At 53.3% G+C, this 20,176-nt stretch carries 21 protein-coding genes; 8 read left to right on the top strand and 13 right to left on the bottom strand.

Annotation, left to right across the window (positions count from 1 at the left end):
* Window positions 1-63: 63 nt before the first annotated feature.
* From OSC10802_RS0131270 to OSC10802_RS0131230, 9 genes are all read right to left on the bottom strand, one after another.
* Window positions 64-2,274, bottom strand: coding sequence for a PhoX family protein (locus tag OSC10802_RS0131270; protein WP_017720707.1), 2,211 nt, complete (start codon window positions 2,272-2,274; stop codon window positions 64-66).
* 470 nt (window positions 2,275-2,744) lie between these two features.
* Window positions 2,745-3,413, bottom strand: a complete 669-nt coding sequence (gene phoU / locus OSC10802_RS0131265; protein WP_017720706.1) for a phosphate signaling complex protein PhoU — start codon at window positions 3,411-3,413, stop codon at window positions 2,745-2,747.
* Between the two features lie 328 nt (window positions 3,414-3,741).
* Window positions 3,742-5,166 (bottom strand): sensor histidine kinase, encoded by a 1,425-nt coding sequence (locus OSC10802_RS0131260; RefSeq protein WP_369797137.1) that lies wholly within the window; start codon window positions 5,164-5,166, stop codon window positions 3,742-3,744.
* A gap of 15 nt (window positions 5,167-5,181) precedes the next feature.
* Window positions 5,182-5,934, bottom strand: a complete 753-nt coding sequence (locus OSC10802_RS0131255) for a response regulator transcription factor (protein ID WP_026098978.1) — start codon at window positions 5,932-5,934, stop codon at window positions 5,182-5,184.
* A 90-nt stretch (window positions 5,935-6,024) separates the two neighbouring features.
* Window positions 6,025-7,020: a permease gene (locus OSC10802_RS0131250; protein ID WP_017720703.1), complete on the bottom strand. Its 996-nt coding sequence runs from the start codon at window positions 7,018-7,020 to the stop codon at window positions 6,025-6,027.
* A gap of 251 nt (window positions 7,021-7,271) precedes the next feature.
* The gene (locus OSC10802_RS0131245) at window positions 7,272-7,514 is read right to left on the bottom strand and encodes a thioredoxin family protein (RefSeq protein WP_017720702.1); all 243 of its coding nucleotides are present in this window, start codon (window positions 7,512-7,514) and stop codon (window positions 7,272-7,274) included.
* A 140-nt stretch (window positions 7,515-7,654) separates the two neighbouring features.
* Window positions 7,655-8,083, bottom strand: a complete 429-nt coding sequence (gene arsC / locus OSC10802_RS0131240) for an arsenate reductase, glutathione/glutaredoxin type (protein WP_026098977.1) — start codon at window positions 8,081-8,083, stop codon at window positions 7,655-7,657.
* A gap of 185 nt (window positions 8,084-8,268) precedes the next feature.
* Complete coding sequence (gene arsB / locus OSC10802_RS0131235) at window positions 8,269-9,426, bottom strand: ACR3 family arsenite efflux transporter (protein WP_017720700.1); 1,158 nt, start codon at window positions 9,424-9,426, stop codon at window positions 8,269-8,271.
* 310 nt (window positions 9,427-9,736) lie between these two features.
* Window positions 9,737-10,057, bottom strand: coding sequence for an ArsR/SmtB family transcription factor (locus OSC10802_RS0131230; protein WP_017720699.1), 321 nt, complete (start codon window positions 10,055-10,057; stop codon window positions 9,737-9,739).
* A gap of 100 nt (window positions 10,058-10,157) precedes the next feature.
* On the opposite strand from OSC10802_RS0131230, the gene OSC10802_RS0131225 reads away from it, so the two are divergent.
* From OSC10802_RS0131225 to OSC10802_RS0131200, 5 genes are all read left to right on the top strand, one after another.
* Window positions 10,158-10,904: a creatininase family protein gene (locus OSC10802_RS0131225; RefSeq protein WP_017720698.1), complete on the top strand. Its 747-nt coding sequence runs from the start codon at window positions 10,158-10,160 to the stop codon at window positions 10,902-10,904.
* 258 nt (window positions 10,905-11,162) lie between these two features.
* On the top strand, window positions 11,163-11,735 hold the full coding sequence (locus OSC10802_RS45030; protein ID WP_017720697.1) for a pentapeptide repeat-containing protein: 573 nt from the start codon (window positions 11,163-11,165) through the stop codon (window positions 11,733-11,735).
* A 49-nt stretch (window positions 11,736-11,784) separates the two neighbouring features.
* Window positions 11,785-12,324 (top strand): pentapeptide repeat-containing protein, encoded by a 540-nt coding sequence (locus tag OSC10802_RS0131215; RefSeq protein WP_017720696.1) that lies wholly within the window; start codon window positions 11,785-11,787, stop codon window positions 12,322-12,324.
* A gap of 159 nt (window positions 12,325-12,483) precedes the next feature.
* Window positions 12,484-13,104 (top strand): pentapeptide repeat-containing protein, encoded by a 621-nt coding sequence (locus OSC10802_RS0131210; RefSeq protein ID WP_017720695.1) that lies wholly within the window; start codon window positions 12,484-12,486, stop codon window positions 13,102-13,104.
* Between the two features lie 192 nt (window positions 13,105-13,296).
* Window positions 13,297-13,917 (top strand): pentapeptide repeat-containing protein, encoded by a 621-nt coding sequence (locus OSC10802_RS0131200; RefSeq protein ID WP_017720693.1) that lies wholly within the window; start codon window positions 13,297-13,299, stop codon window positions 13,915-13,917.
* A gap of 122 nt (window positions 13,918-14,039) precedes the next feature.
* Here the strand turns inward: OSC10802_RS0131200 and OSC10802_RS42725 are convergent, their stop codons facing one another.
* Window positions 14,040-14,651, bottom strand: coding sequence for a pentapeptide repeat-containing protein (locus OSC10802_RS42725; protein WP_017720692.1), 612 nt, complete (start codon window positions 14,649-14,651; stop codon window positions 14,040-14,042).
* A 367-nt stretch (window positions 14,652-15,018) separates the two neighbouring features.
* On the opposite strand from OSC10802_RS42725, the gene OSC10802_RS46885 reads away from it, so the two are divergent.
* Window positions 15,019-15,693: a pentapeptide repeat-containing protein gene (locus OSC10802_RS46885; protein WP_071593393.1), complete on the top strand. Its 675-nt coding sequence runs from the start codon at window positions 15,019-15,021 to the stop codon at window positions 15,691-15,693.
* A gap of 109 nt (window positions 15,694-15,802) precedes the next feature.
* Here OSC10802_RS46885 and OSC10802_RS46880 read toward each other — a convergent pair whose 3' ends face one another.
* The 3 genes from OSC10802_RS46880 to radA all read right to left on the bottom strand — a co-directional run bounded on the left by OSC10802_RS46880 (window position 15,803) and on the right by radA (window position 18,337).
* On the bottom strand, window positions 15,803-16,069 hold the full coding sequence (locus OSC10802_RS46880; protein ID WP_082218437.1) for a DUF4114 domain-containing protein: 267 nt from the start codon (window positions 16,067-16,069) through the stop codon (window positions 15,803-15,805).
* Between the two features lie 479 nt (window positions 16,070-16,548).
* Window positions 16,549-16,677, bottom strand: coding sequence for a hypothetical protein (locus tag OSC10802_RS55975; RefSeq protein ID WP_255349211.1), 129 nt, complete (start codon window positions 16,675-16,677; stop codon window positions 16,549-16,551).
* On the bottom strand, window positions 16,646-18,337 hold the full coding sequence (gene radA, locus OSC10802_RS0131175) for a DNA repair protein RadA (protein ID WP_017720688.1): 1,692 nt from the start codon (window positions 18,335-18,337) through the stop codon (window positions 16,646-16,648). Before radA ends, OSC10802_RS55975 begins: the two co-directional genes overlap by 32 nt.
* A 173-nt stretch (window positions 18,338-18,510) precedes the next feature.
* On the opposite strand from radA, the gene rpaB reads away from it, so the two are divergent.
* Together rpaB and OSC10802_RS0131165 are read left to right on the top strand one after the other, a co-directional pair.
* Complete coding sequence (rpaB, locus tag OSC10802_RS0131170) at window positions 18,511-19,248, top strand: response regulator transcription factor RpaB (protein WP_017720687.1); 738 nt, start codon at window positions 18,511-18,513, stop codon at window positions 19,246-19,248.
* 43 nt (window positions 19,249-19,291) lie between these two features.
* Complete coding sequence (locus OSC10802_RS0131165) at window positions 19,292-19,960, top strand: cofactor assembly of complex C subunit B (protein WP_017720686.1); 669 nt, start codon at window positions 19,292-19,294, stop codon at window positions 19,958-19,960.
* The last annotated feature ends 216 nt before the right edge of the window (window positions 19,961-20,176 follow it).

Below are 20,176 nucleotides of genomic sequence, written 5' to 3'. Positions count from 1 at the left end.
GATTCCCCCTCACCCCCTCCCCGCCCGCACAAGGGGAGAGGGGGAGAAAGAGAAAATAGAACGTCACGCAATCTCCCCAGAATCAAGCCGGCGAATCGCCACAACAGCCGGCTTCGGCGGGTCATTCGCCCCCTTACCGGGCCAATTGGAACCCACCGGCACCTTGCGACTTTGCACGAACTCCTTCCCATCCGCACTCAGCATCGCAAACTCCCGCATGTCCGCCGCCATATCCTTGCGAATTCCCATCGCCTCCCCCGGATGCTGCACCGACAGGAATAGCGTCTTCTGATCGCTGGTAAAAAACGGCCCCGTCGTCTCGCACTCCATTGGCGCACAACCGAAAAGATAAGCATTACCGGCATTTTCCCCCGATGTGGGAATATACCAGATAGAATTGTTGCCAAACGCACCCATCAGCTTCGACAGCTTCACCGGCTTTCCCTCAGCATCAACCCGACTCTCAACCGCTTTGTTATGACCACCGGTGCCCATATCCGTCACCATCCAAAGATTCCCGCTGCGGTCAATCAGCAAATTGTCCGGGTTAGCAAAACCAAGACCCCCAGCTGCTGGTTCCCCGCCCGTCGCCAGTATCTTCCAGCGGAAGCTCATAGCTGCGGGGTCATTTTCCACTTCCTGCAAGCGCACAATCCAGCCATACGGGTAAGGCGTCTCCCCATGTGGCCCTTTGAAAATCCGCTTGTCGGGTCCCCCTTCTTTCCCAGAAAGACCGGCAGTAAAGCTAATAAATAAAGAACCGTCAGGCGCAATTTCGGTGTCTTCCGGACGCGCAGTGCTAGTAGCGCCTGCAGCATTAGCGGCGTAGTGAGCGTCTATCAGAATCGCGCCTTGTTTCTCTTGTGGGGTGCCGGTGTACAAGTCGCCCAGCGTCTTGTACTTCTGCTTAAATTGCTTGATTTGCTCATCTTTCTTAGCTTCGAGATAGGACAGGGGAGCCCCCTGTTCTGCTTTATAGGGCAAGGGAATCATTTGCCCTATAATGTTGCTGGGGCTGTCGGGATTCACCGGCGTGTCGGCTTTCAGCGGAATCCAGGTGCCGGTGCCGTCCGACTTAAATTTTGCAGCATATAGCATGCCATTTGTCAACAGGTTGGAATTGGCTTTATCTTGCGGGTCGCCCACCGATTCGCTGCTGACAAACTTGTAGACGTGCCCGCCCATGCGATCGCACCCGGAATAAAATGCCAGGGGTTTGCCGGCTTCTACGCGCACCCCCACAGCTTCGTGCCGGTAGCGCCCCAACCAAGTGTGTTTGGTGCCGTAATCATCGGAGTTGGCTGGGTCGAGTTCCACAATCCAGCCGTACTTGTTGCCGGCGAGTCCGAACACATTCCCTTGCCCATCAATGCTGGTACTGCTGAAGGTTAATTCCCCCGGATCTGCAGCCGTGCCGTCAGCATACACCGGCTCCGCCACCTGCGCCTGGAAATTTTCCTCCCCACTCAGCACCGTACCCCAAGGAGTAGTGCCACCGGCACAGTTAGCCAAAGTGCCAATAATGCGATCGCCCAGTCCGTCGATATAGCCCTGTCCCTGGGTTTTCTGAAAAATGGCCACAGCCGGGCCGGTAGCTTTCAGATACTTGCCATCTTCCAGCCCAGAGATGCCGGTAATCCGCCGGTCCGCCGGGGAATTTGTCCGCTCCCAAGAGCCATCCGCCTTGCGGCGCAGGGAAATCACCCCCAGCCCCTGATCTGTCAGAGCTTCTTTGCAAATCTCCAGGATTTTAGCCTTAATCGGGTCTTTATCCGGAAGGGCGAAGGCATTCAGCCCTTTTTTGCCGCCGGCTTTTTTCACCGCATCGTCCACCTCCTCAAAAGGCAGGGATTTGCCAATCACCTGCTGGAAAGTTTGCCGCCAAGGGATATCGCTGATATACTCAAAATTGACCGTCAAGTAGCCCTCATCCGGGCCGGTTTCCACAAAAGAGAGGTAGTCGTTGTTGTAGCCAAAGCGAGAATTCCCAACCTTATCCCCCCAGGCGGCTATCACCTGATAGGCAAAGCCTTCTGGAAGTACCAAATCGTCCGCGACTTCATAGGTTTTGTAGGCTTCCAGCTGCTGTGCCGGTGAGATCCCATCCGTTGTCACCGGCATTGGGCCCTTAATAGGACGAAAGCCGAATTTCTGGGCGGCGGGCGAAGGCGCTTGTGTCGGGGTGTTTGGCCCACAGGACTGTAGGGAAGTCAAGGCGACTGCGCCGGCACTACCGCCCAGGAACAGCAAGAAATCTCTGCGCTTGAGAGTCATGTTGATTGTGGATTTTAGATTTTAGAGTTTGGATTGGGGGATTGCCCGGAAAAGATAAACCTCTCAGGACTCGTATTCTATTATTATTCATTCGGGTTTCTTTGCCAGTCTTCTCTTGCCACTCTTCTAGGGAGACGCACTTGCCTTCGGGAGCCTCCCATTTTTGTAATCCCCCGCACCCCCAACCCCTCTCTCACTTTGGGGAAAGGGGAGAATTCTTGATTCTTTCGCCCCTCTCCCGACCTGGGAGAGAGGGGAATGGGGGGTGAGGGTGACAGTCTTTGCAAAAACGGGATGCTCCCCTTGCCTTCCGCCAAAAAACACCACTAATTTTTCCCCCCCTCAGGTTAAGAAAAATTTAAGATTTTCTCATTTTTAGGTTAGCTCAAATCCCGCTTTGCCAGGAATTAATTTCTCCCCCCTCTCTCCCCCTCTTTCTTGGCGTCCCTTCACGGGGGCGGTTCAAAAAACTAACCCCGCTGTCCAGTAACAATATAAGCCACACGCTGACCGATATTAGTAGCGTGGTCAGCCATACGCTCCAAGTGGCGGATCACCAGCGCCAGCAACAGGATAGGCTCCACCACCCCCTTGACATCCCGCTGGTGGGCCAAAGTTTGGTACAGGCTGTCGTAGGCGCGATCGACGGTAGAATCCTGATCTTTCAACCTGCGCCCCGCCTCCGCATCCAAATTGGCCAGAGCCAGAAGGCTCATCCCCAGCATCGCTTGGGCGTCTTGGGACATCACCTCAACTTCAGGCATGCAGGGGTGGACTGGGTATGGGAACAGTTTAATGGCAATCTCTGCCAGGTCTTTAGCGTAGTCGCCGATGCGCTCGATGTCGCGCACCAGCTGCATAAAAGCGCCCAAGAGTCGGGAGTCTTGCGCCGCCGGCGCTCGCAGCGTCATCAGCAGCACGCAGTCGGACTCGATTTGCCGGTAAAATTGATCGATCTGCTTGTCCAGCGAGGGAATGGCCTGAGCCGCAGCTAAGTCCCGCTGGAACAGCGCCTGGTGGCTGAGGCGAAAGGAGTTTTCCACCAAAGCGCCCATGCGCAAAACATCCCGCTCTAAGCGCTTAATCTGGCGCTCGAAATTAGTTCGCTCACTATTTGGATTGGAAGACGCAGGATTCACCCCAGTTGTTTAAAATAGTAACGACGGTAACATTAGCTAGCACAGGGCTGCCAGTCTCAAGAGTGCTTTTCACTACATTTCACGCCCGAGTTCTGGCGTCGGGGCCAAATCGGACCGGCGGCTGGCACCGGCGATCGGGAAGATGGCTCAATCCTGTCCCTTTGAAAAGCAAACTTTTTATCATAACTTATTTTGAAGGAAAAATTTCAGGGTTGCCGTTAACGATACATAATTTAACATATTAAACCGGCGTGCGAGGGAAGCCAGACGTCCTGGTGAGTGCGACCCTCAGAAACCCGGTTTCTTTGAGAAACCGGGTTTCTTGATACTAGGCAATCCGGGAAATGGGAGCGAATAAATGGATTTGCAGCCACGCACCGCCAGTTTGGGGGTGGTTGCGGGCGGTGACGGTTCCGCCGTGGGCGAGGACGATCTGCTGGACTATGGCCAAGCCCAGACCGCTGCCGGTGCTGGAGGAGGAGAGGATTTCGGAATGGCCCGATGCCGCCTGTGGGGGAAGGCCGTTTGTGGCCCACACGCCTCGGGCTCGCGAGGGATCGCCCCGATAGAGCCGGTCAAACACATAGGGGAGGTCGGCTTCTGGAAAGCCCGGACCGGCATCAATGATATCGATTTGAACCTGCTCTCGCCCCGCCGCGTCTGTGGGGGCATCCTGTGCCGGCGAGAGGCAGGCGCTGACTTGAATCGTTCCCTGGTGGGGGCTGTAGCGAATGCTGTTATCGAATAAATTGAGGAAGACTCGGTAAAGACCGGACTCGTCGGCGTCTACCAGCAGCTTTTCGGGTTCGGAATAGGCCACGGAAAGCTGTTTCTGTTTGGCCAGCGGCTCCAGGCTTTGCCAGACAGACTCAATCAAAGCTTGCAGTTCCAGGGGTTTGCGCTTCAGATTTTTGCTGGGGTCGGCTTCCATCTGGATCAGGTCAAGCCAGTCCTGCACCAGCTTGATCAGCCGGTTGGTTTCCACAAGCATGCGCTGCACCCAAGTGCTCAAGGGAGGTTCCAGACGCCCCTGCAAGGTTTCCGCCACTAAGCGAATCGAGGTCAGCGGGGTTCTCAGTTCGTGGGCTAAATCCGAAACCCAGCGGTTGCGCGCTTGAGAGAGCGCTACAAAGTCCTGCCGGTTTTCCAGAAACACGCCCACTTGACCGGCTGGCAGTGGCCAGCTGTAGCCCCGCAGCGTTAGCGCGCCCCGGCGCTGCGCCTCCCCATCCGCAATGGCTGGGTGGAACACCCACTGGCACTCACACGGCTGCTGGCGCTGTCTGGTTTGCTCGATCAGCTGGTCGAGTTCGTAGGAGCGCACCACCTTGAGCAGCAAGCGCAACTGTTCAGGCTCCCAGTTGTGAATGCTCAACAGCTGTCGCGCCTGCTCGTTGCACCAGAGCAGCTGATTTTCTTCATCCACCTGCAGGTAGCCGGTTGGCGCGACTTGGAGAATCTGCTTCCAGGTTTGCACTTGCACCTCCAGCTGCTGCAGTTGCTGGTTCACCCGGGCAATTGAGCGCCGCAAGCGAGCTATCTCGGGCAGGGAATTCCCCACATCATCTTCCGGAAGCATCCCCAGAAGCCGCAGCAGCTGCTGGTTTCGCCACAGCTGCTGCATCAGGCAAAACCCGAGCCCTAGAGCTAAACCCAGAAAAAATGCGGCTAGAGCCATCTGGTGTCCCCTCGCAAAGAAAGTTTTGAGTTGTGAGGAGTGAGTTTTGCATTCACTTTGGCGCTGGGCACTCATCACTCACCACCTTCTTCAGCCTAACCGATAGCCAAATCCCCGTACTGTAATGATGTATTCCGGCTGGCTGGGATCGCGCTCCAGTTTCTCCCGCAACCAGCGGATATGAACGTCTACTGTTTTGCTGTCGCCAATGAAATCCTGTCCCCACACCTGATCGAGCAGCAGGTCCCGCGACCACACCCGGCGGGGGTAGCTCATAAACAGCTCCAGCAGCTTGTATTCCTTGGGCGACAGGCTCAATTCCTCCCCCCGGACAATCACCCGGCACTCTTGGGGGTAGAGGGCGATATCCCCAAACTGCAGCACCGGCGACTGCGGCGAAAAGTTCAAGCGCTGCCGGCGCAACAGGGCTCTGCAGCGGGCAACGAGCTCCCGCATGCTGAAAGGTTTTGTCAAGTAGTCATCAGCTCCCACTTCCAGCCCCAAGACGCGATCGGTTTCGCTGCCCTTGGCGCTGAGAATCAAAATCGGTACATGGTTGCCTTGATGCCGCAACAAGCGGCACAGATCCAGACCGTTGACCTGTGGCAGCATTAAGTCCAGAACAATTAGGTCAAACGGGAGCTCACTGTGCTTCGGAGTGGAGTCACACAGCAAAGTCAAAGCGGCACGCCCATCCGGGGCGGTGGCGACCTGAAAACCTTCCCCTTCTAGGGCCAAAACCAGCATGTCCCGGATCAGAGCTTCATCTTCCACTACTAAAATCCGGCCCGTTTGCCCTATGTCTGGCATGGCAGGGCTTTTCACTGACTCAGTAGAAAACATAGTTGCGGAGCCTGTTGTCTAAGTCCACTCCCATACATACAATAAAAATTGGCTCCTGATGGCTTTTGTTACAATAATCATAATATTCTCTTAACCCACCAGGGCGTTGAACAGGTAGCCAACCGCTATAATGCCGGCAGCCACCAACCCGACAAACACCGCCAGCAGTCTCGGTTGCAGGACTTTCCGGAGAATCACGATCTCTGGGAGGGAGAGGGCTGTCACTGCCATTGTGAATGAGAGTGCGGTGCCCAGAGGCATGCCCTTATTAACCAAAGCCTCGGTAATCGGCAGCACACCGGCGATGTTGGCATAGAGGGGGACGCCGATCGCAGTGGCAATCGGGACGGCTAGCGGATTTCCGGCACCCGCCCACCGGACAATCAGGTCTGCCGGTGCGTAACCGTGAATGCCGGCACCTAGGGCAATCCCACCTACAATATAGCACCAAACTGACTTAAAAATCTCGGCAGCTGAATATTGACCTTGCTCGATCCGCTGTTTCCAGGTCATTGCTATCTCGTCTGAATCGCCGGCATCTGCCTCGCCACTCCCGCGGGCTTTTTGCAATTCCCAGACGAAGGGCTCAACCCATTTTTCCAGTTTCAGCAAACCGATAATATAACCGGCAGCAATCGCCAGTCCCACCCCAAACCCGATATACAGCAGCACCACTTTCAGCCCAAACAGCCCCCACAGCAACACCACCGCCACCTCATTCACCATCGGGGCTGCTATCAGGTAAGAAAATGTCACCCCCAGCGGCACACCGGCTTCTAAAAACCCAATAAACAGCGGCACAGCTGAACAGGAGCAAAACGGCGTCACAATCCCCACCCCCGCTGCCATGATATTCCCGAGAAGGGTGCGCTTTCCGCCCAGCCAGTCCCGCACTTTTTCTGGCTCCAAGAAAGTTTGCAGCGTCCCCACCGCAAAGCTAATCGCCAGCAAAAGTGTCAGAACCTTGGGAACATCGTAGAAAAAGAAATGCAAGCTAGACCCCAGATGGGAGTCGGGGGATAAACCCAGCACTCGGGTGACAATCTGGGTGGCTAGCCAGTCAAAGGGATAGAAAGGGTCAAACATGATACAATATGCTGATAGGTCACAGGCAAAATTAAGAAGCTGGGAGTCAGGGAGGGAGGCACACATCAGGATTTCGCCGGTTCCTCTACCCCCAGCTATATTAGAGAAGCGTTTCCTCTCTCGGAGATTTTTAAGGGCAGCGGTTATAGTTGAGCTGGAATTGGTTTTAAGGAACCGCCAAGACGCGCCTGTTCGCCAAGAAAGAGAAGAGAGAGGTGAGCGCAAATGATTGACAGCTGCTAGAATAGAGGTTAAGGATGCAATAGGGGTTCGATTTGCTGCGGGGAAAGGACTTTGCCTTTGCTCACGACTTTGCCATTCACTGCGAGGGCAGGGGTGGATAAGACGCCCCGTTTAGCAATTTCAACGGGATCGGTGATGTGCAGCACTTGCACTTCCAACCCTGTCGCCGCAACCGCCCGCCGCGCATTCTCTTCTAGCTCGTAACACTTTTTGCAGCCCGAACCAAGAATTTCAATTTTTAGATGGCTCATAACAGCACTCCGTTTTTTTAGTTAATGTCACAGTTATGTTTGCCGTGTGGGGCGGGTTTATCAATGTTATCTGTTTGTGGCAGACATTTCGGGCGAACCCGCCCCTACAGGGTGGGGGTGCCGGGGCGGGTTTATCAATGTTATCTGTTTGTGGCAGATATTTCGGGCGAACCCGCCCCTACAGATTCAATTAATGTTGCCACCCGCTGCTTAATTTCATCCCGCACGCGGCGAAAGGTTTCCACCGGCTGTCCGTCGGGATCGTCCAGCTGCCAATCTTCAAACACTTCCCGAAGCACCCAAGCTTCTGGCAAATTCACCCCGCACCCGCACAGGGAAATCACAGCATCCCAGTCTTCCGGATTGAAATCGCTCAGCCGCTTAGAGGTCTGACTGCTGATATCAATCCCAATTTCAGACATCACCTGAACTGCGGTGGGATGCACCCGGCTCGCGTCCAAGCCGGAGCTGGTTGCCGAAATTTTCCCCTCTCCTAGTATTCTAGCAAATCCTTCTGCCATTTGGGAGCGGCAGGAGTTTTTCTTGCAAACAAACATGACTCGTTTCATCTTTTACCTCAAGACAGATTAGTAGGGGGCGTTACCTTTACCCTGGCACTTCACCGGCAGGTTCGAGAGGGGGGAACGCATCCCACACGCTGGAAGCTCTTCTCTCAGGTCCGCGCAGGCGGACTTGGTTTGTATAGCAGCGAATTCCATTCGCCAAGAGAATCTAAATCTCCCCCAAGAAAACGCTAGCCCTGCTGATAGCATCGTGGGTCGCGCAAAGTGGCCTTTTCTGGCTCGCGCCGGAACCAAAAGGCGGTGCGCTTGCAAAATTCTACTAACATCAGCATCACCGGCACTTCGATTAAGACTCCCACCACTGTCGCCAGCGCCGCGCCTGAATTCAAGCCAAACAGCATGACTGCTGTGGCAATCGCGACTTCAAAGTGATTGCTCGCCCCAATTAGGGCTGCCGGTGCGGCATCTTCATAGGACAACTTCAGCTTCTGCGCTGCTACATAAGAAATCAGAAAGATAAAGTTGGTTTGGATGAACAAAGGAACCGCAATCAGCAAGATATGCAGCGGATTGTTAACAATTAGCTCGCCTTTGAAGGCAAACAGCAGCACTAAGGTAATCAGGAGAGCGCTAATGGCAATCGGACTGAGATACTGCAAAAACCGGCGCTCAAACCATTCTTTGCCTTTATTTTTGAGAATCCAGTGCCGGCTGTACATCCCAGCTGCTAATGGCAGCCCAACATAAATTATCACCGACAGCACAATAGTTTGCCAAGGCACGACTAAATCATTCGCCGCCAGCAACCACCTCCCCAGCGGCGCGTACAGAAATAGCATCGTCAGCGAGTTCACCGCCACCATCACCAGGGTGTGTCCCTGATTGCCATAGGAGAGATACCCCCACATTAGCACCATTGCGGTACAGGGGGCAATCCCTAAGAGAATTGCACCGGCAATATAAGAATTGTACAGCGGAACTTCGCTGCCCCGGAGCAGTTCCGTCCCGGCGAGGAGGGGGCGAAACAGCCACGCCAAGAAAAACTGGGCGAAGGCTACCATCGTGAAGGGCTTAATTATCCAGTTTACCACTAAGGTGAGGATGACTGGTTTGGGGGCGCGGATGGCATTTTCTGCCTGGGTGAAGTCAATCTTCACCATGATGGGATACATCATGAAAAACAGGCAGATGGCGATGGGGATTGAGACTTGATAGACGCTCATGGCATCGAGCGCTACCGCCACGCCGGGAAACAGCCGGCCTAGGGCAATGCCGGCTATTATACAGAGAAACACCCAGAGGGTGAGATATCTTTCAAAAAAGCTAAGCTGGCTGCCGGCTTTAACGGCTGAGGCACCGGCTTCTGGATTCTTCGCACTCATTGGCATTACTCATCGAGGGTTTGCCTCGCTCTCCTTTATTTCAATAAATTTTGATACATTAAGCCGCAAAATTCCGCCAGAAGTGGGTTGCTCCTAGAGGGAACGCACCCTGCTCCTGTGTGCTTTTGAGATATAGCAGTAGCCATTTAGGTTAGGACGTAGGACAGGCGTCTCGCCTGTCCCTGTCCCTACTAACAAGTCAGATGCCTTGTCCTAAACTGACTGTCTATTGCTCTAACTTTGGGGTATGAGGCTATCGTATCAAAAAAACTTGATTCGTCAAGGGCAGTGAAACAAAACTTAATATTGCGGGGGGTTAGTCGCAGGAGCGAGCCGGCAGGACGGGACTGAAGCGCCGGCAGTCGGCGAGGTACTGTTCGAGGGCGGCAAACTGGGGGGGATTGAGGCTGTAGTGCATCCAGCGACCGTCCTGACGGGCGCGGACGAGGCCGGCGTCCTTGAGCGTTTTCAGGTGGAAAGAGAGCTTGGACTGAGCGACCTGCAGCACTTCGCAGAGTTCGCACACGCAGAGCTCCCGCTGCTGCAGCAGTTGCACGATTTGCAGCCGCAGGGGGTCAGAGAGGGCGTGGAAGCCGGAGACAATCTCAGCCGGTGCTGTCGTGGAGGTCTGAAACATCAGCTTTTTTCAAACGTTAACTAGATTTTAACCTGACCTGGCGCGTCACCCGCCGGCCTCGCTAGGATCGAACCTGTAGGATTACTGTAACAACCTAGCAATGCTGCTGCACTTAAGTACCTGGCCAGAAGTTGAAGCCTATCTCCAGAAGTCCACCGGCATCATTTTCCCCATCGGTTCCACGGAGCAACACGGGCCAACCGGCTTAATCGGCACGGATGCGATTTGCGCCGAAGCGATTGCGCGGGGGGTGGGAGAGGCCACCGGCGCACTGGTTGGGCCGGCCATTAACGTGGGCATGGCCCTGCACCACACGGCATTTCCCGGCAGCATCAGCTTGCGCCCCAGCACGATGATACTGCTGGTTCGGGACTGTCTGGTGAGTTTGGCCCGGGCGGGATTCACCAAGTTTTTCTTTATTAATGGGCACGGCGGCAATATTGCGACGCTCAAGGCGGCGTTTTCCGAGACTTATGCGGTGCTGGCGGAGTTAAATGTTGCCGGTGCGGAGCGGGTGCAGTGTGAGATCGGCAACTGGTTTATGTGCGGCTCGGTTTATAAGTTGGCAAAAGAGTTATATGGGGAGCAAGAAGGCTCGCACGCGACGCCGAGCGAGGTGGCTTTAACGCAGTATATCTATCCGGAGGCGATATGCCAAGCGCCTCTGGAGGCGGAGGTTTCTCGCGACCACAAGATTTACGGGGCGGCGGATTTTCGCCGGCGCTATCCGGACGGTCGCATGGGGTCGAATCCGGCGCTGGCGACCCCGGAACACGGGAAGCAGTTTTATGAGTTAGCGGTGAATGAGTTGAGCGGTTCTTATTTGAAGTTTTTGAGTGAGGGGTGAGGGATTGAGGGAGTGAGATGTGCCGGTTGTGGGGGAGGGCTGCCGATTGGCGTGGCATGAATTTGGGCGTTGCGTATTCCGGGGGTGAACTCGGCACCCCAGCCCCCTCCCCGTGCGGGGAGGGGGAGTTTGAGGGGGCGTGCTATTCTAAAGAATAGAAACTTGTGTGGGAGAAATGGTATGCGCCTGAAAAAGATTCTCTTTGGAGACCTCATACGTCGCTATAGGGCAGGGAAAAGAAACTTTAGGAAGGTTAGTGTGGAGATTCCTTTTCCCGAATCCATGTCTTGGGAGCAAGGACAATTCAAAGGGTTAGATTTGAGCGGTATTATTCTGCGCAAGAGCAGCATCAGGTGGGTCAGAATCTTCATGGACGGGGTGATTCTGCGAGGAGCCGACTTAACCGATGTTGACTTGGGTGAGAGCAACTTCGAGGGGGCGGATCTGAGCCATGCCATTTTGCGGGTAACCAGATTTTTTCAATCGGTTTTCGACAGAGCCAATCTCAGCGGGGCCGATTTGACGGGAGCTGCATTGGTTGAGAGTGGCTTTTTTGGCGCTAATCTGAGTGGAGCCAACTTAAACAATGCGAGAATCAGCAGTATGGGATTTGTCTGCACTGATTTGACGGAGGCGACCTTCAAGGAAGCCCGGTTGGCAAGCGTTTGGTTTGAAGAAGCCAAGTTGCTCCGGACGGACTTCCTTGGTGCTGAATTCAGCCCGGAAACCTTTAGGGGCTCCGGAGTAAGATTTCGAGATTGCCATTTCGAGGGAACGCTCATGCCTGATGGCAGCGTGCGCAGTTGCCAAGTAGGGGGTTCGGGGATATAATTATAGAAAGTGGGACGGGTAAAAAAATAAGTGAGAGAAGAGTAAAATTATGAAAGCTGAAGAGTTGCTTGTCAGGTATGCAGCAGGAGAGAGAAACTTTATTGGAGTAGATTTGAGAGGAGCTAATCTCAAAGGTGCTTACTTGTCGCTGGTTAACTTGAAAGGAGCCAATCTGAGCGGCGCTAATTTGAGTGGTGCCTTCTTGGGAGATGCCAATCTGGAAGGTGCTAATCTCAGTTGGGCTGATTTCAGAAAAGCTATGGTAACAACAGCTAGATTAAAACTTGCCAATCTCAGTGGAGCAAACCTACGCGATAGCAACCTGAGTAAATCCAATTTTGAAAATGCGCTCCTGATGGGAGCTGCTTTTTGTGGTGCTGAGCTAATCCAAACTAGGATCTATAATGCTGATTTAACTGCTGCCAATTTGCAACGCAGCCGTCTTGACATGGCTCGTTTCCAAGGAGCGAATCTCAGCCACGCCAACTTGAGACGGGCTACCTGTGCCTACGTTGAAGATGCTATTCTCTGCAACACGACTATGCCTGATGGGAGTATAAGGAATGATGGTTGCTGCTTTGAGGGATAGATATTTCTGAAATCAGCTGTAACTTTCTCTATTCTATTGGCCATTTATTCAGCGCTCTCAGCGCCAAGAAGGGTGACATTTTTAAGTTGACAGCAAAACCTTCTACAGATTAGAATTTTGGGTAGCGCCAATTACTTAAAGAGCTTGAACGGAGAAGTTATGGACATCCAAGAATTGCTCAGAAGGTACAGAGCTGGAGAAAGAAACTTCGCAGGAGTCGAGCTGACCGACTCCGACGAAACAAGGATATATAAAGACACTGCATATAGTGGAGTCGATTTCCAGGGTGCAGATTTGAGTGGTATCAACTTAAGTGGAGTCAACTTGAGAAAAGCGGTCTTGAGCTTCTGTACGCTGAATGGGGCTGACTTTAGCGGTGGTGACTTGTCAGGTGCGCTTTTTGAAGCCGCTGAAATGATTAACACCAATTTCAGCGGTGCTAATCTGAAAGAGACGTGGTTGCTGTCGGTCGAGCTAAGTGACTCCAACCTCACTGTCGCAGATATAAGTGGCGCTCAGATAACTGAATCTAGTTTGCATAATTCTCTCTTGATGGGTGCCTCCCTAGTGGGTGCCGAGCTTCACCAATCTGGATTTTATGGTGCCGATCTCAGCGATGCCAATCTTAGTGAAGCTATCCTAACTGAAGCTAGTTTTAAAAATGCTAATCTCAGGAATGCGAATCTGCTGAATGCCAGCGGTGCTGCTTTTTTAGACGAAGCCATCTTCTGCAATACTATCATGCCAGATGGAAGTATCAGGAATGATGACTGTGGCTAGATGCGAGAGGTAGAGCCTGTCCTGCTGGAGGCTCTGGGGTCGGCTTTCTCCCTCAATGAGAACTCTCGGTGGATAAGCTATATGGATTTGTCCTCTGGAACATTTGCCGCAACCAAATAGAACCATAAGCTTGCCGTTCCGGCAAACTTATGGTTAAACTAACACTACTTACATAGCTAAAAAAGAGGAAGTATGGACATCCAAGAATTGTTCAGAAGGTACAGAGCTGGAGAAAGAAACTTCGCAGGAGTCGAGCTGACGGACTCGGACGAAACAAGGGAGTATAAAGACACTGTATTTAATGGAGTCGATTTCCAGAGTGCAGATTTGAGTGGGATCAACTTAAGTGGAGTCAGCTTGAAAAGAGCTAATTTGAGTTGGGCTACACTGAATGGGGCTGACCTTAGCGGGGCTGACTTGTCAGGCTCAATCCTTGAAGCCGCTGAAATGATTAACACCAATTTCAGCGGTGCTAATCTGAAAGAGACGTGGCTGCTGTCGGTCGAGCTGAGTGACTCCAATCTCACTGGCGCAGATCTGAGTGGCGCTCACATAACTGAATCTAGTTTGCACAATGCTCTCTTGATAGGTGCCTCCCTAGTGGGTGCCGAGCTTCACCAATCTGGATTTTATGGAGCCGATCTCAGCGGTGCCAATCTCAGTGAAGCTATCCTAACTGAAGCTAGTTTTAAAAATGCTAATCTCAGGAATGCGAATTTACTGAATGCCAGCGGTGCTGCTTTTTTAGGCGAAGCCATCTTCTGCAATACTATCATGCCAGATGGAAGTATCAGGAATGATGGCTGTAGCTAGATGCGTTACTGTAGAGCTTGTCAGGCGGGAATAGCTACAGCCTACTTTCTTGCGTTACTGCTTGAAAAGCCGGCGGACAGGAAATGGTTCGCTATCAGCCTTCATATTGACTCCCTCTATTTTTAAATGTCGTCGCTCCTAATACTCCCATCCGGCATAGTGGTGTTCCGGTATATGGCATTACCGTATCCGAATTTCTTGGCATCCGTCAGGTTAGCATTGGTGAGGTCAGCACCATCAAATACAGCAGCTTCAAGATCGGCATTAGTAAGGTTAGCGCCAATCAGGAGAGCGTTCTCCAGGTTGGATGCATACAAAGTCACATTAGTGAGGTCGGCAGCACTGAAGTTTGCACCCTCGAAACTAGCCGGACTCAAACAGGCATTTTTCAAATTAGCGCCACTGAGGTTAGTGCCAATCATCTCAACACCTTCCAAGTCAGCCCATTCTAAATTAGCACCCACTAGGTAGGCACCGCTGAAGTCAGTACCTTGTAACCAAGCATTACTCAGGTTAATTCCTCTCAAGTCGGCACCTGTCAGGTTAGCATCTCTCAGGTCAACTTCAGGAAAATCTCTCTCGCCTGCAGCATACCGAGTGAGCAACTCTTCCGCTGAAATCGCTTGCATTTCTGGCATATTACTATCCTGTCCTACGCTCGAACTTTCTTGGTTGAAAATCTCTCCGGACAGTCCCGGAGTAAAGTCATTTAATATTCTAGCCATCCAGGACATATTTGTGTTAGGTTGGCTTCGCTGTATTGCCACGCTCAGCCATAGCCGTCTTGATGGAACTCGCTTCCGCGAATCTCAGCCACGCCAACAGGAGACGCGCTACTTCTGCGTTGAAGATGCCACTCTCTGCAATACGAGCGTGCCAGATGGAAGTATAAGGAATGATGGCTGCCGGTCGGAGGAACAGACATTGTTGAAATCTGGCCGGCAGCCACGGCTAGCCGAAAAATCGCTCCGCCTTATACAGAACACTGTGCCGGCAAGTCATATAATATTTTTCCATGCCGGTGTTATAATCGCGGCTTTTTAGATATAATTGTGGGAGAGAAAGCGGTTTGATATCCTTAAGGGATTAAGGAGTAAAGTTATGGACGCTGAAGAACTGCTCAGACGGTATGCCGGTGGGGAGAGGGATTTTGCTGGGGTTGATTTGAGATTGGCTAGTTTGAGTGGGGCTAACTTGAGTGGGGCTGACCTGAGCGGGGCTGACCTGAGCGGGGCACACTTGAGTGGGGCTATCCTTGATAGTGCAAATTTGAGCAACGCCAATTTCAGTCGGGCCGATCTCTGTGGAGCGGGACTGGGGAACGAAATTGTATTGAATGGGACTGATTTTAGTGAAGCAAAATTGCGAGGTGCTGACTTCAGTGGTGCGAGATTGAGTGGAGTCAACTTTAGGCATGCTGAACTGTGCGGTGCATTCTTCCAGCATACTATTTGGGAAAACGGAAATTTTGAACACGCACTTATGATAGGTGTTCAAATTTTACAATCTAGGCTAGAAAGGACTTATTTAGCTAGGAGCAATCTCAGAGGCTCTAGTTTTTATGGTGTCGAGATGACTGATGTTGACCTCAGTGATTCCGAAATGATGGGTGTCTGGCTGTTCGAGACTATCATGGTCAATGTGAATCTGAGTAATACCTGCCTGAAAGGTGCTGAGACAGAAGATGTCTTCTTTGGGCGATGCAAGAATGTTACTTTTGATAACACTACGATGCCGGACGGAAGCCTTTTTAAGGGTTGCATTTCGAGATTTTAAATAGAATCAGGATTTTGATTCAGTTAGCTATACGCTATTGTTTTTCGAGCGCTGCCGCAGCAGTCTGAATAGAGTTTGGCATCAAGAGCGCTAATAGGATTCTGGAAATTCAGAAGAGTGCCCTCGCCAATAACTTCAAAAGTCCAGTCTGGCGAAAATTGCAACAAAACAGCGATTGCCACTTAAATATCACATCGTTGTAATCCCTATCCGCACCGGCATTCACCTGCATATCTTCAAAAGCAAACGCATACCCCTTGCCGGTGACATCAGCTATCTGCCCTGAATTGAAAGCATCCCTGGGGTCAGCTGTCGCTACGGAAAACAGGGGGCGGCGCGTGCCGGTGAGTGCCGGATTGTTAAAGACATCCTGTATCCTATTCCGGGACGCTGTGCCCTATCCCTCGCTATACCCTCCTGGGCTGCCTTGGGGGACACGCTCGGGGGACTGCAGTTGCCGGCGGAGCACTGGTGTCTGGTCGAGACGCGACACCGGCGTTCCTGCAGCTGGCCGGCTGAAACTGGCCCCAACGCCGAAAACCCGCCCCCAACATATAGGGGCGGGCCGGTCCGCAACAAAAGTCCCACACAGCCCCAACGCCGAAAAACCCCGCCCAAAACCCCTCACGGATTCGCCAACAGTTTCATAACGGGAGCCAGGGAGCTATAGGGGTGGCCCCCAATAGCATTGGTGTCAGCTTTAGCGCCATATTCCATAAGATTGATCTTATAGCGGTTTTCAGTTGGATGAAGTACATGCCAGAAACCCGGTTTCTTTAAGCAACCGGGTTTCTCAGTACCTCACCTCGAATGAAAACCGCTATAAGTTGAGACCGATGCCCCCCGTGGCCGCCCCTACGCCGCCGGCCACCGGCCACGGGAGGGCACCGGCTGCCAGCCGGCAGTGCCGGAAGGGCTGAGTGCGGTGATGGGACTCATGCCGGTGCGCGAGTTAGAACACCGGCTCTGACTCGACAAACCCATTCCCCCCCTCATCCCCCTCATCCTCATCCTCGTCATACTCCTCGTCATACTCTTCGTCATACTCATCTTCGGAGTCTGCCGGCTCAAAGTTTTGGTTGGGCTGACCGGGAATGGCCTCAATAATGGCATCGAGCACCTTGGCTACCGGCACAATTTCCAAGCCCAAGTCGGGAGGGATTTGCCCTTTGGGGATGATCGCTCGCTTGAAGCCGAGTTTGCCTGCTTCCCGCAGGCGCAGCTCCAGCTGGGAAACGGCGCGCACTTGACCGCCCAAACCGACTTCTCCGAGAATTACGGTGTGCGGATCGACAACCCGGTCCCGGAAACTGGACACCACGGCTATCGCTATGCCCAAGTCAGCCGCCGGTTCCGAGACGACAAGCCCGCCAACGGAAGCGACATAAGTGTCTAATTTAGATAGGGGGATTCCCACCCGCTTTTCCAGAACGGCGAGAATTTGCAGGAGCCGGTTGGACTCGACGCCGGTGGTGGAGCGGCGGGGGCTGCCGGTGGAACTGGGGCTGACGAGCGCCTGCAATTCCACGACAATGGGGCGGGTGCCCTCACAGGCTACAACAGTGGCGCTTCCCGAGACGATTTCTTCTCGATTGCCCAAAAACAGTTCGGAGGGGTTATCGACTTCCCGCAGACCGTTGGCCACCATTTCAAACACGCCGATTTCATGGGTAGCACCAAAGCGGTTTTTTATCGAGCGCAGCAGCCGGTGGCTGGCGAAACGGTCACCTTCAAAGAACAGCACCGTATCTACAAGGTGTTCCAGAACTCTCGGGCCGGCAATCGCACCTTCTTTGGTGACGTGCCCTACAATAAAAAGGGTGATATTCTCTCGCTTGGCCACCTGCATGAGCGCCGAGGTGCACTCCCGCACCTGCGCCACCGAGCCGGGAGCCGATGTCAGGGAGGGAAAGTAGATGGTCTGGATACTGTCAATCACCGCCAGATGCGGTTTGAGCGATTCCAGCTCCCGGAGGATTTCTTCGAGGTCTGTTTCCGGCAGCAGGTAGAAATGGGGTTCAGAGTTAAGAGTTTTGAGTTTAGAATTGGGGGTTTGGGAGCTGGAGGAATCATGTTTGGCTGTGAGTTGCCCGATTGGAGATTGAGTGTTTTCCTCTGGGTTGCTTTCCGGCAGCCGGCAATTGCCCGGCCCATCTGGGCCATCGCCGGGTGCCGGGTCAGCTCGCAAGCGCCCGGCTCGCATTTTCACCTGCTGTCCCGACTCTTCCCCACTAACATAGAGGATGCGGGAGTGGTAAGACAGCTGATTGGCCACCTGGAGCAGCAGGGTCGATTTGCCAATTCCCGGCTCCCCGCCTATCAGCACTAGGGAGCCTGGAACGATCCCGCCGCCGAGCACCCGGTCGAGCTCCCCAAAGCCGGAGGAGCAGCGAGACACTGCAGCGTCGGCAATCTGGGATAATTTCAGTGACGAGCGCGGCTGGCCCTTGGCTTTGTCTGGCGTTCGCCCGTGTTCCTTGATCCAGGAACTGCCGTTCAAACTTGGCCTGGGCGAACTGCCGGCGGGCGCAATCACTTGCTCTTGCAAGGTGTTCCACTGGTTGCAGGCGGAACATTTGCCAAAGTATTGCGGGAACTCCGCCCCGCATTCGCTGCAAATATAGTGTGTTCGAGGCTTAGGCATTCGTTTAGATGTTAAAGACCCTGAATTGAACAGAGAAATATTAAAAAATCATGAAGTCTGGCCTGGGGTGAGTATTTATGCGCTCTCAAGGCTGGGGAATGTGAGATAATTCCAATGATAGAGTAGAAAAAATTAATACTGAGAAATCAAACTTAAGGAGCGCTGGGAGTGCGATGGAAAACCACAAAGAGAAGATACTGGTAGTCGATGACGAAGCTTCTATCCGTCGGATTCTGGAAACGCGCCTGTCCATGATTGGCTATGATGTTGTGACGGCGGCTGACGGCGAAGAAGCTTTAGAAACCTTTCGCAGCGCCACCCCTGACTTAGTGGTTCTGGATGTGATGATGCCGAAGCTGGATGGCTACGGCGTCTGTCAGGAGTTGCGGAAAGAATCTGATGTCCCCATCATTATGCTAACAGCCCTCGGAGATGTGGCAGACCGGATCACCGGCTTGGAGTTGGGAGCGGATGACTATGTGGTCAAGCCCTTCTCTCCCAAGGAACTGGAAGCTCGCATCCGCTCTGTGCTGCGCCGCGTCGAGAAAACGGGCGCAACAGGCATTCCCAGCTCTGGGGTGATTCATGTGGCCAATCTGCGGATTGACACCAACAAGCGGCAAGTCTACAAGGGCGATGAGCGGATTCGCCTGACCGGCATGGAGTTCAGTCTCCTGGAGCTTTTGGTCAGCCGCTCTGGCGAGCCCTTCTCCCGTTCGGAAATTTTGCAGGAGGTGTGGGGGTACACGCCAGAACGCCATGTGGACACGCGGGTGGTGGATGTCCACATCTCGCGCTTGAGAGCGAAGTTAGAAGACGATCCTAGCAATCCGGAGCTGATCCTGACCGCTCGCGGTACCGGCTATCTGTTCCAAAGAATTATTGAGCCCGGAGACGAGTTGAAAGGGTAAACGATTTTAAGTGAGCGGTGAGGGGTGAAGGCTTAGGCTGAATATGGCTAAACCAGACCAAAATCAAGTGCTGCGCCGGCTGCCGATTTTTGCCGGCTCTCTGGCGGGGGTGCTGCTGCTGGTCAATCGCTTTCTGGCACCCGAGCTGACTGATTTCCAAGCTCGCTCGGATGCCCTGGGCGTGATTTTATCCGCCCTGCTGATTTTGACGGGTTTGCTGTGGCAGCAAGTGCAGCCGCGCTCGCCATTAGCCGTTGAACTGAAGGGCGAGCAGGGGTTTGAACTGGCTCCCGATTTGCCGGAGCCGGTGAAAACTGAACTGGCTTGGGCTAGCTTGCTGTTGCTGACGAATACGGTGACTCGCTCGCTTGTGGTTTGGTATGGGGGGCGAGTGCTTTTGCGGCGGGGAATTTTCGGCGTCAGCCAGGAGGTGAGACCGGGCGCGATTTTGCAGCGGGTCTTGCAAAAACAAAAGCCGGTTTATTTGGTAGATTTAAAGGTTTATCCCGGACGCATCGAGTTTGACTATTTGCCAGAAAATACCCAGGGCATCATCTGCCAGCCGATTGGCAGTCGCGGTGTCCTGATTTTGGGCGCAAATGCCCCGCGCAGCTATACCAAACAAGATGAAAACTGGGTGGAGGGGATTGCGGAAAAACTCGACCACACTCTCAGCCAGTATTTGCCCTCAGAAGTGACCGGTCAGGGGTGAGGCGCTGGTCGCTCTCGCTATCAGGGCGATCCGCTCGGTTCGCCCCGGAGCCTCTGGGCGCAGTAGAGCGGAAATTACGCCGGCGTCAGCTCAAGTGTGGCGCTGACTGCTGGCTGTGATTTAAGTTATAATTTATGTTAAATTGCATAATTGTGTAAATTGAAACGCCTAGACATCGAGGACGCCAAGAGGAAAAAAGAAAGAGTCATAGATATT

Origin of the sequence: Kamptonema formosum PCC 10802 (assembly GCF_000332335.1) — a bacterium.
Lineage (GTDB): Bacteria > Cyanobacteriota > Cyanobacteriia > Cyanobacteriales > Oscillatoriaceae > Oscillatoria.
The sequence above is the reverse complement of the archived record's forward strand: the minus strand, read 5'-3'. Positions and strand labels throughout refer to the sequence as shown.

Coding starts and splice junctions, on each gene's coding strand:
- OSC10802_RS0131270 (WP_017720707.1), bottom strand. CDS start 2,274: ATGACTCTCAAGCGCAGAGATTTCTTGCTGTTCCTGGGCGGTAGTGCC.
- OSC10802_RS0131260 (WP_369797137.1), bottom strand. CDS start 5,166: ATGAGTGCCCAGCGCCAAAGTGAATGCAAAACTCACTCCTCACAACTC.
- OSC10802_RS0131255 (WP_026098978.1), bottom strand. CDS start 5,934: ATGTTTTCTACTGAGTCAGTGAAAAGCCCTGCCATGCCAGACATAGGG.
- OSC10802_RS0131250 (WP_017720703.1), bottom strand. CDS start 7,020: ATGTTTGACCCTTTCTATCCCTTTGACTGGCTAGCCACCCAGATTGTC.
- OSC10802_RS0131245 (WP_017720702.1), bottom strand. CDS start 7,514: ATGAGCCATCTAAAAATTGAAATTCTTGGTTCGGGCTGCAAAAAGTGT.
- arsC (WP_026098977.1), bottom strand. CDS start 8,083: ATGAAACGAGTCATGTTTGTTTGCAAGAAAAACTCCTGCCGCTCCCAA.
- arsB (WP_017720700.1), bottom strand. CDS start 9,426: ATGCCAATGAGTGCGAAGAATCCAGAAGCCGGTGCCTCAGCCGTTAAA.
- OSC10802_RS0131230 (WP_017720699.1), bottom strand. CDS start 10,057: ATGTTTCAGACCTCCACGACAGCACCGGCTGAGATTGTCTCCGGCTTC.
- OSC10802_RS0131225 (WP_017720698.1), top strand. CDS start 10,158: ATGCTGCTGCACTTAAGTACCTGGCCAGAAGTTGAAGCCTATCTCCAG.
- OSC10802_RS0131215 (WP_017720696.1), top strand. CDS start 11,785: ATGAAAGCTGAAGAGTTGCTTGTCAGGTATGCAGCAGGAGAGAGAAAC.
- OSC10802_RS0131210 (WP_017720695.1), top strand. CDS start 12,484: ATGGACATCCAAGAATTGCTCAGAAGGTACAGAGCTGGAGAAAGAAAC.
- OSC10802_RS0131200 (WP_017720693.1), top strand. CDS start 13,297: ATGGACATCCAAGAATTGTTCAGAAGGTACAGAGCTGGAGAAAGAAAC.
- OSC10802_RS42725 (WP_017720692.1), bottom strand. CDS start 14,651: ATGTCCTGGATGGCTAGAATATTAAATGACTTTACTCCGGGACTGTCC.
- OSC10802_RS46885 (WP_071593393.1), top strand. CDS start 15,019: ATGGACGCTGAAGAACTGCTCAGACGGTATGCCGGTGGGGAGAGGGAT.
- OSC10802_RS55975 (WP_255349211.1), bottom strand. CDS start 16,677: ATGGGTTTGTCGAGTCAGAGCCGGTGTTCTAACTCGCGCACCGGCATG.
- radA (WP_017720688.1), bottom strand. CDS start 18,337: ATGCCTAAGCCTCGAACACACTATATTTGCAGCGAATGCGGGGCGGAG.
- rpaB (WP_017720687.1), top strand. CDS start 18,511: ATGGAAAACCACAAAGAGAAGATACTGGTAGTCGATGACGAAGCTTCT.
- OSC10802_RS0131165 (WP_017720686.1), top strand. CDS start 19,292: ATGGCTAAACCAGACCAAAATCAAGTGCTGCGCCGGCTGCCGATTTTT.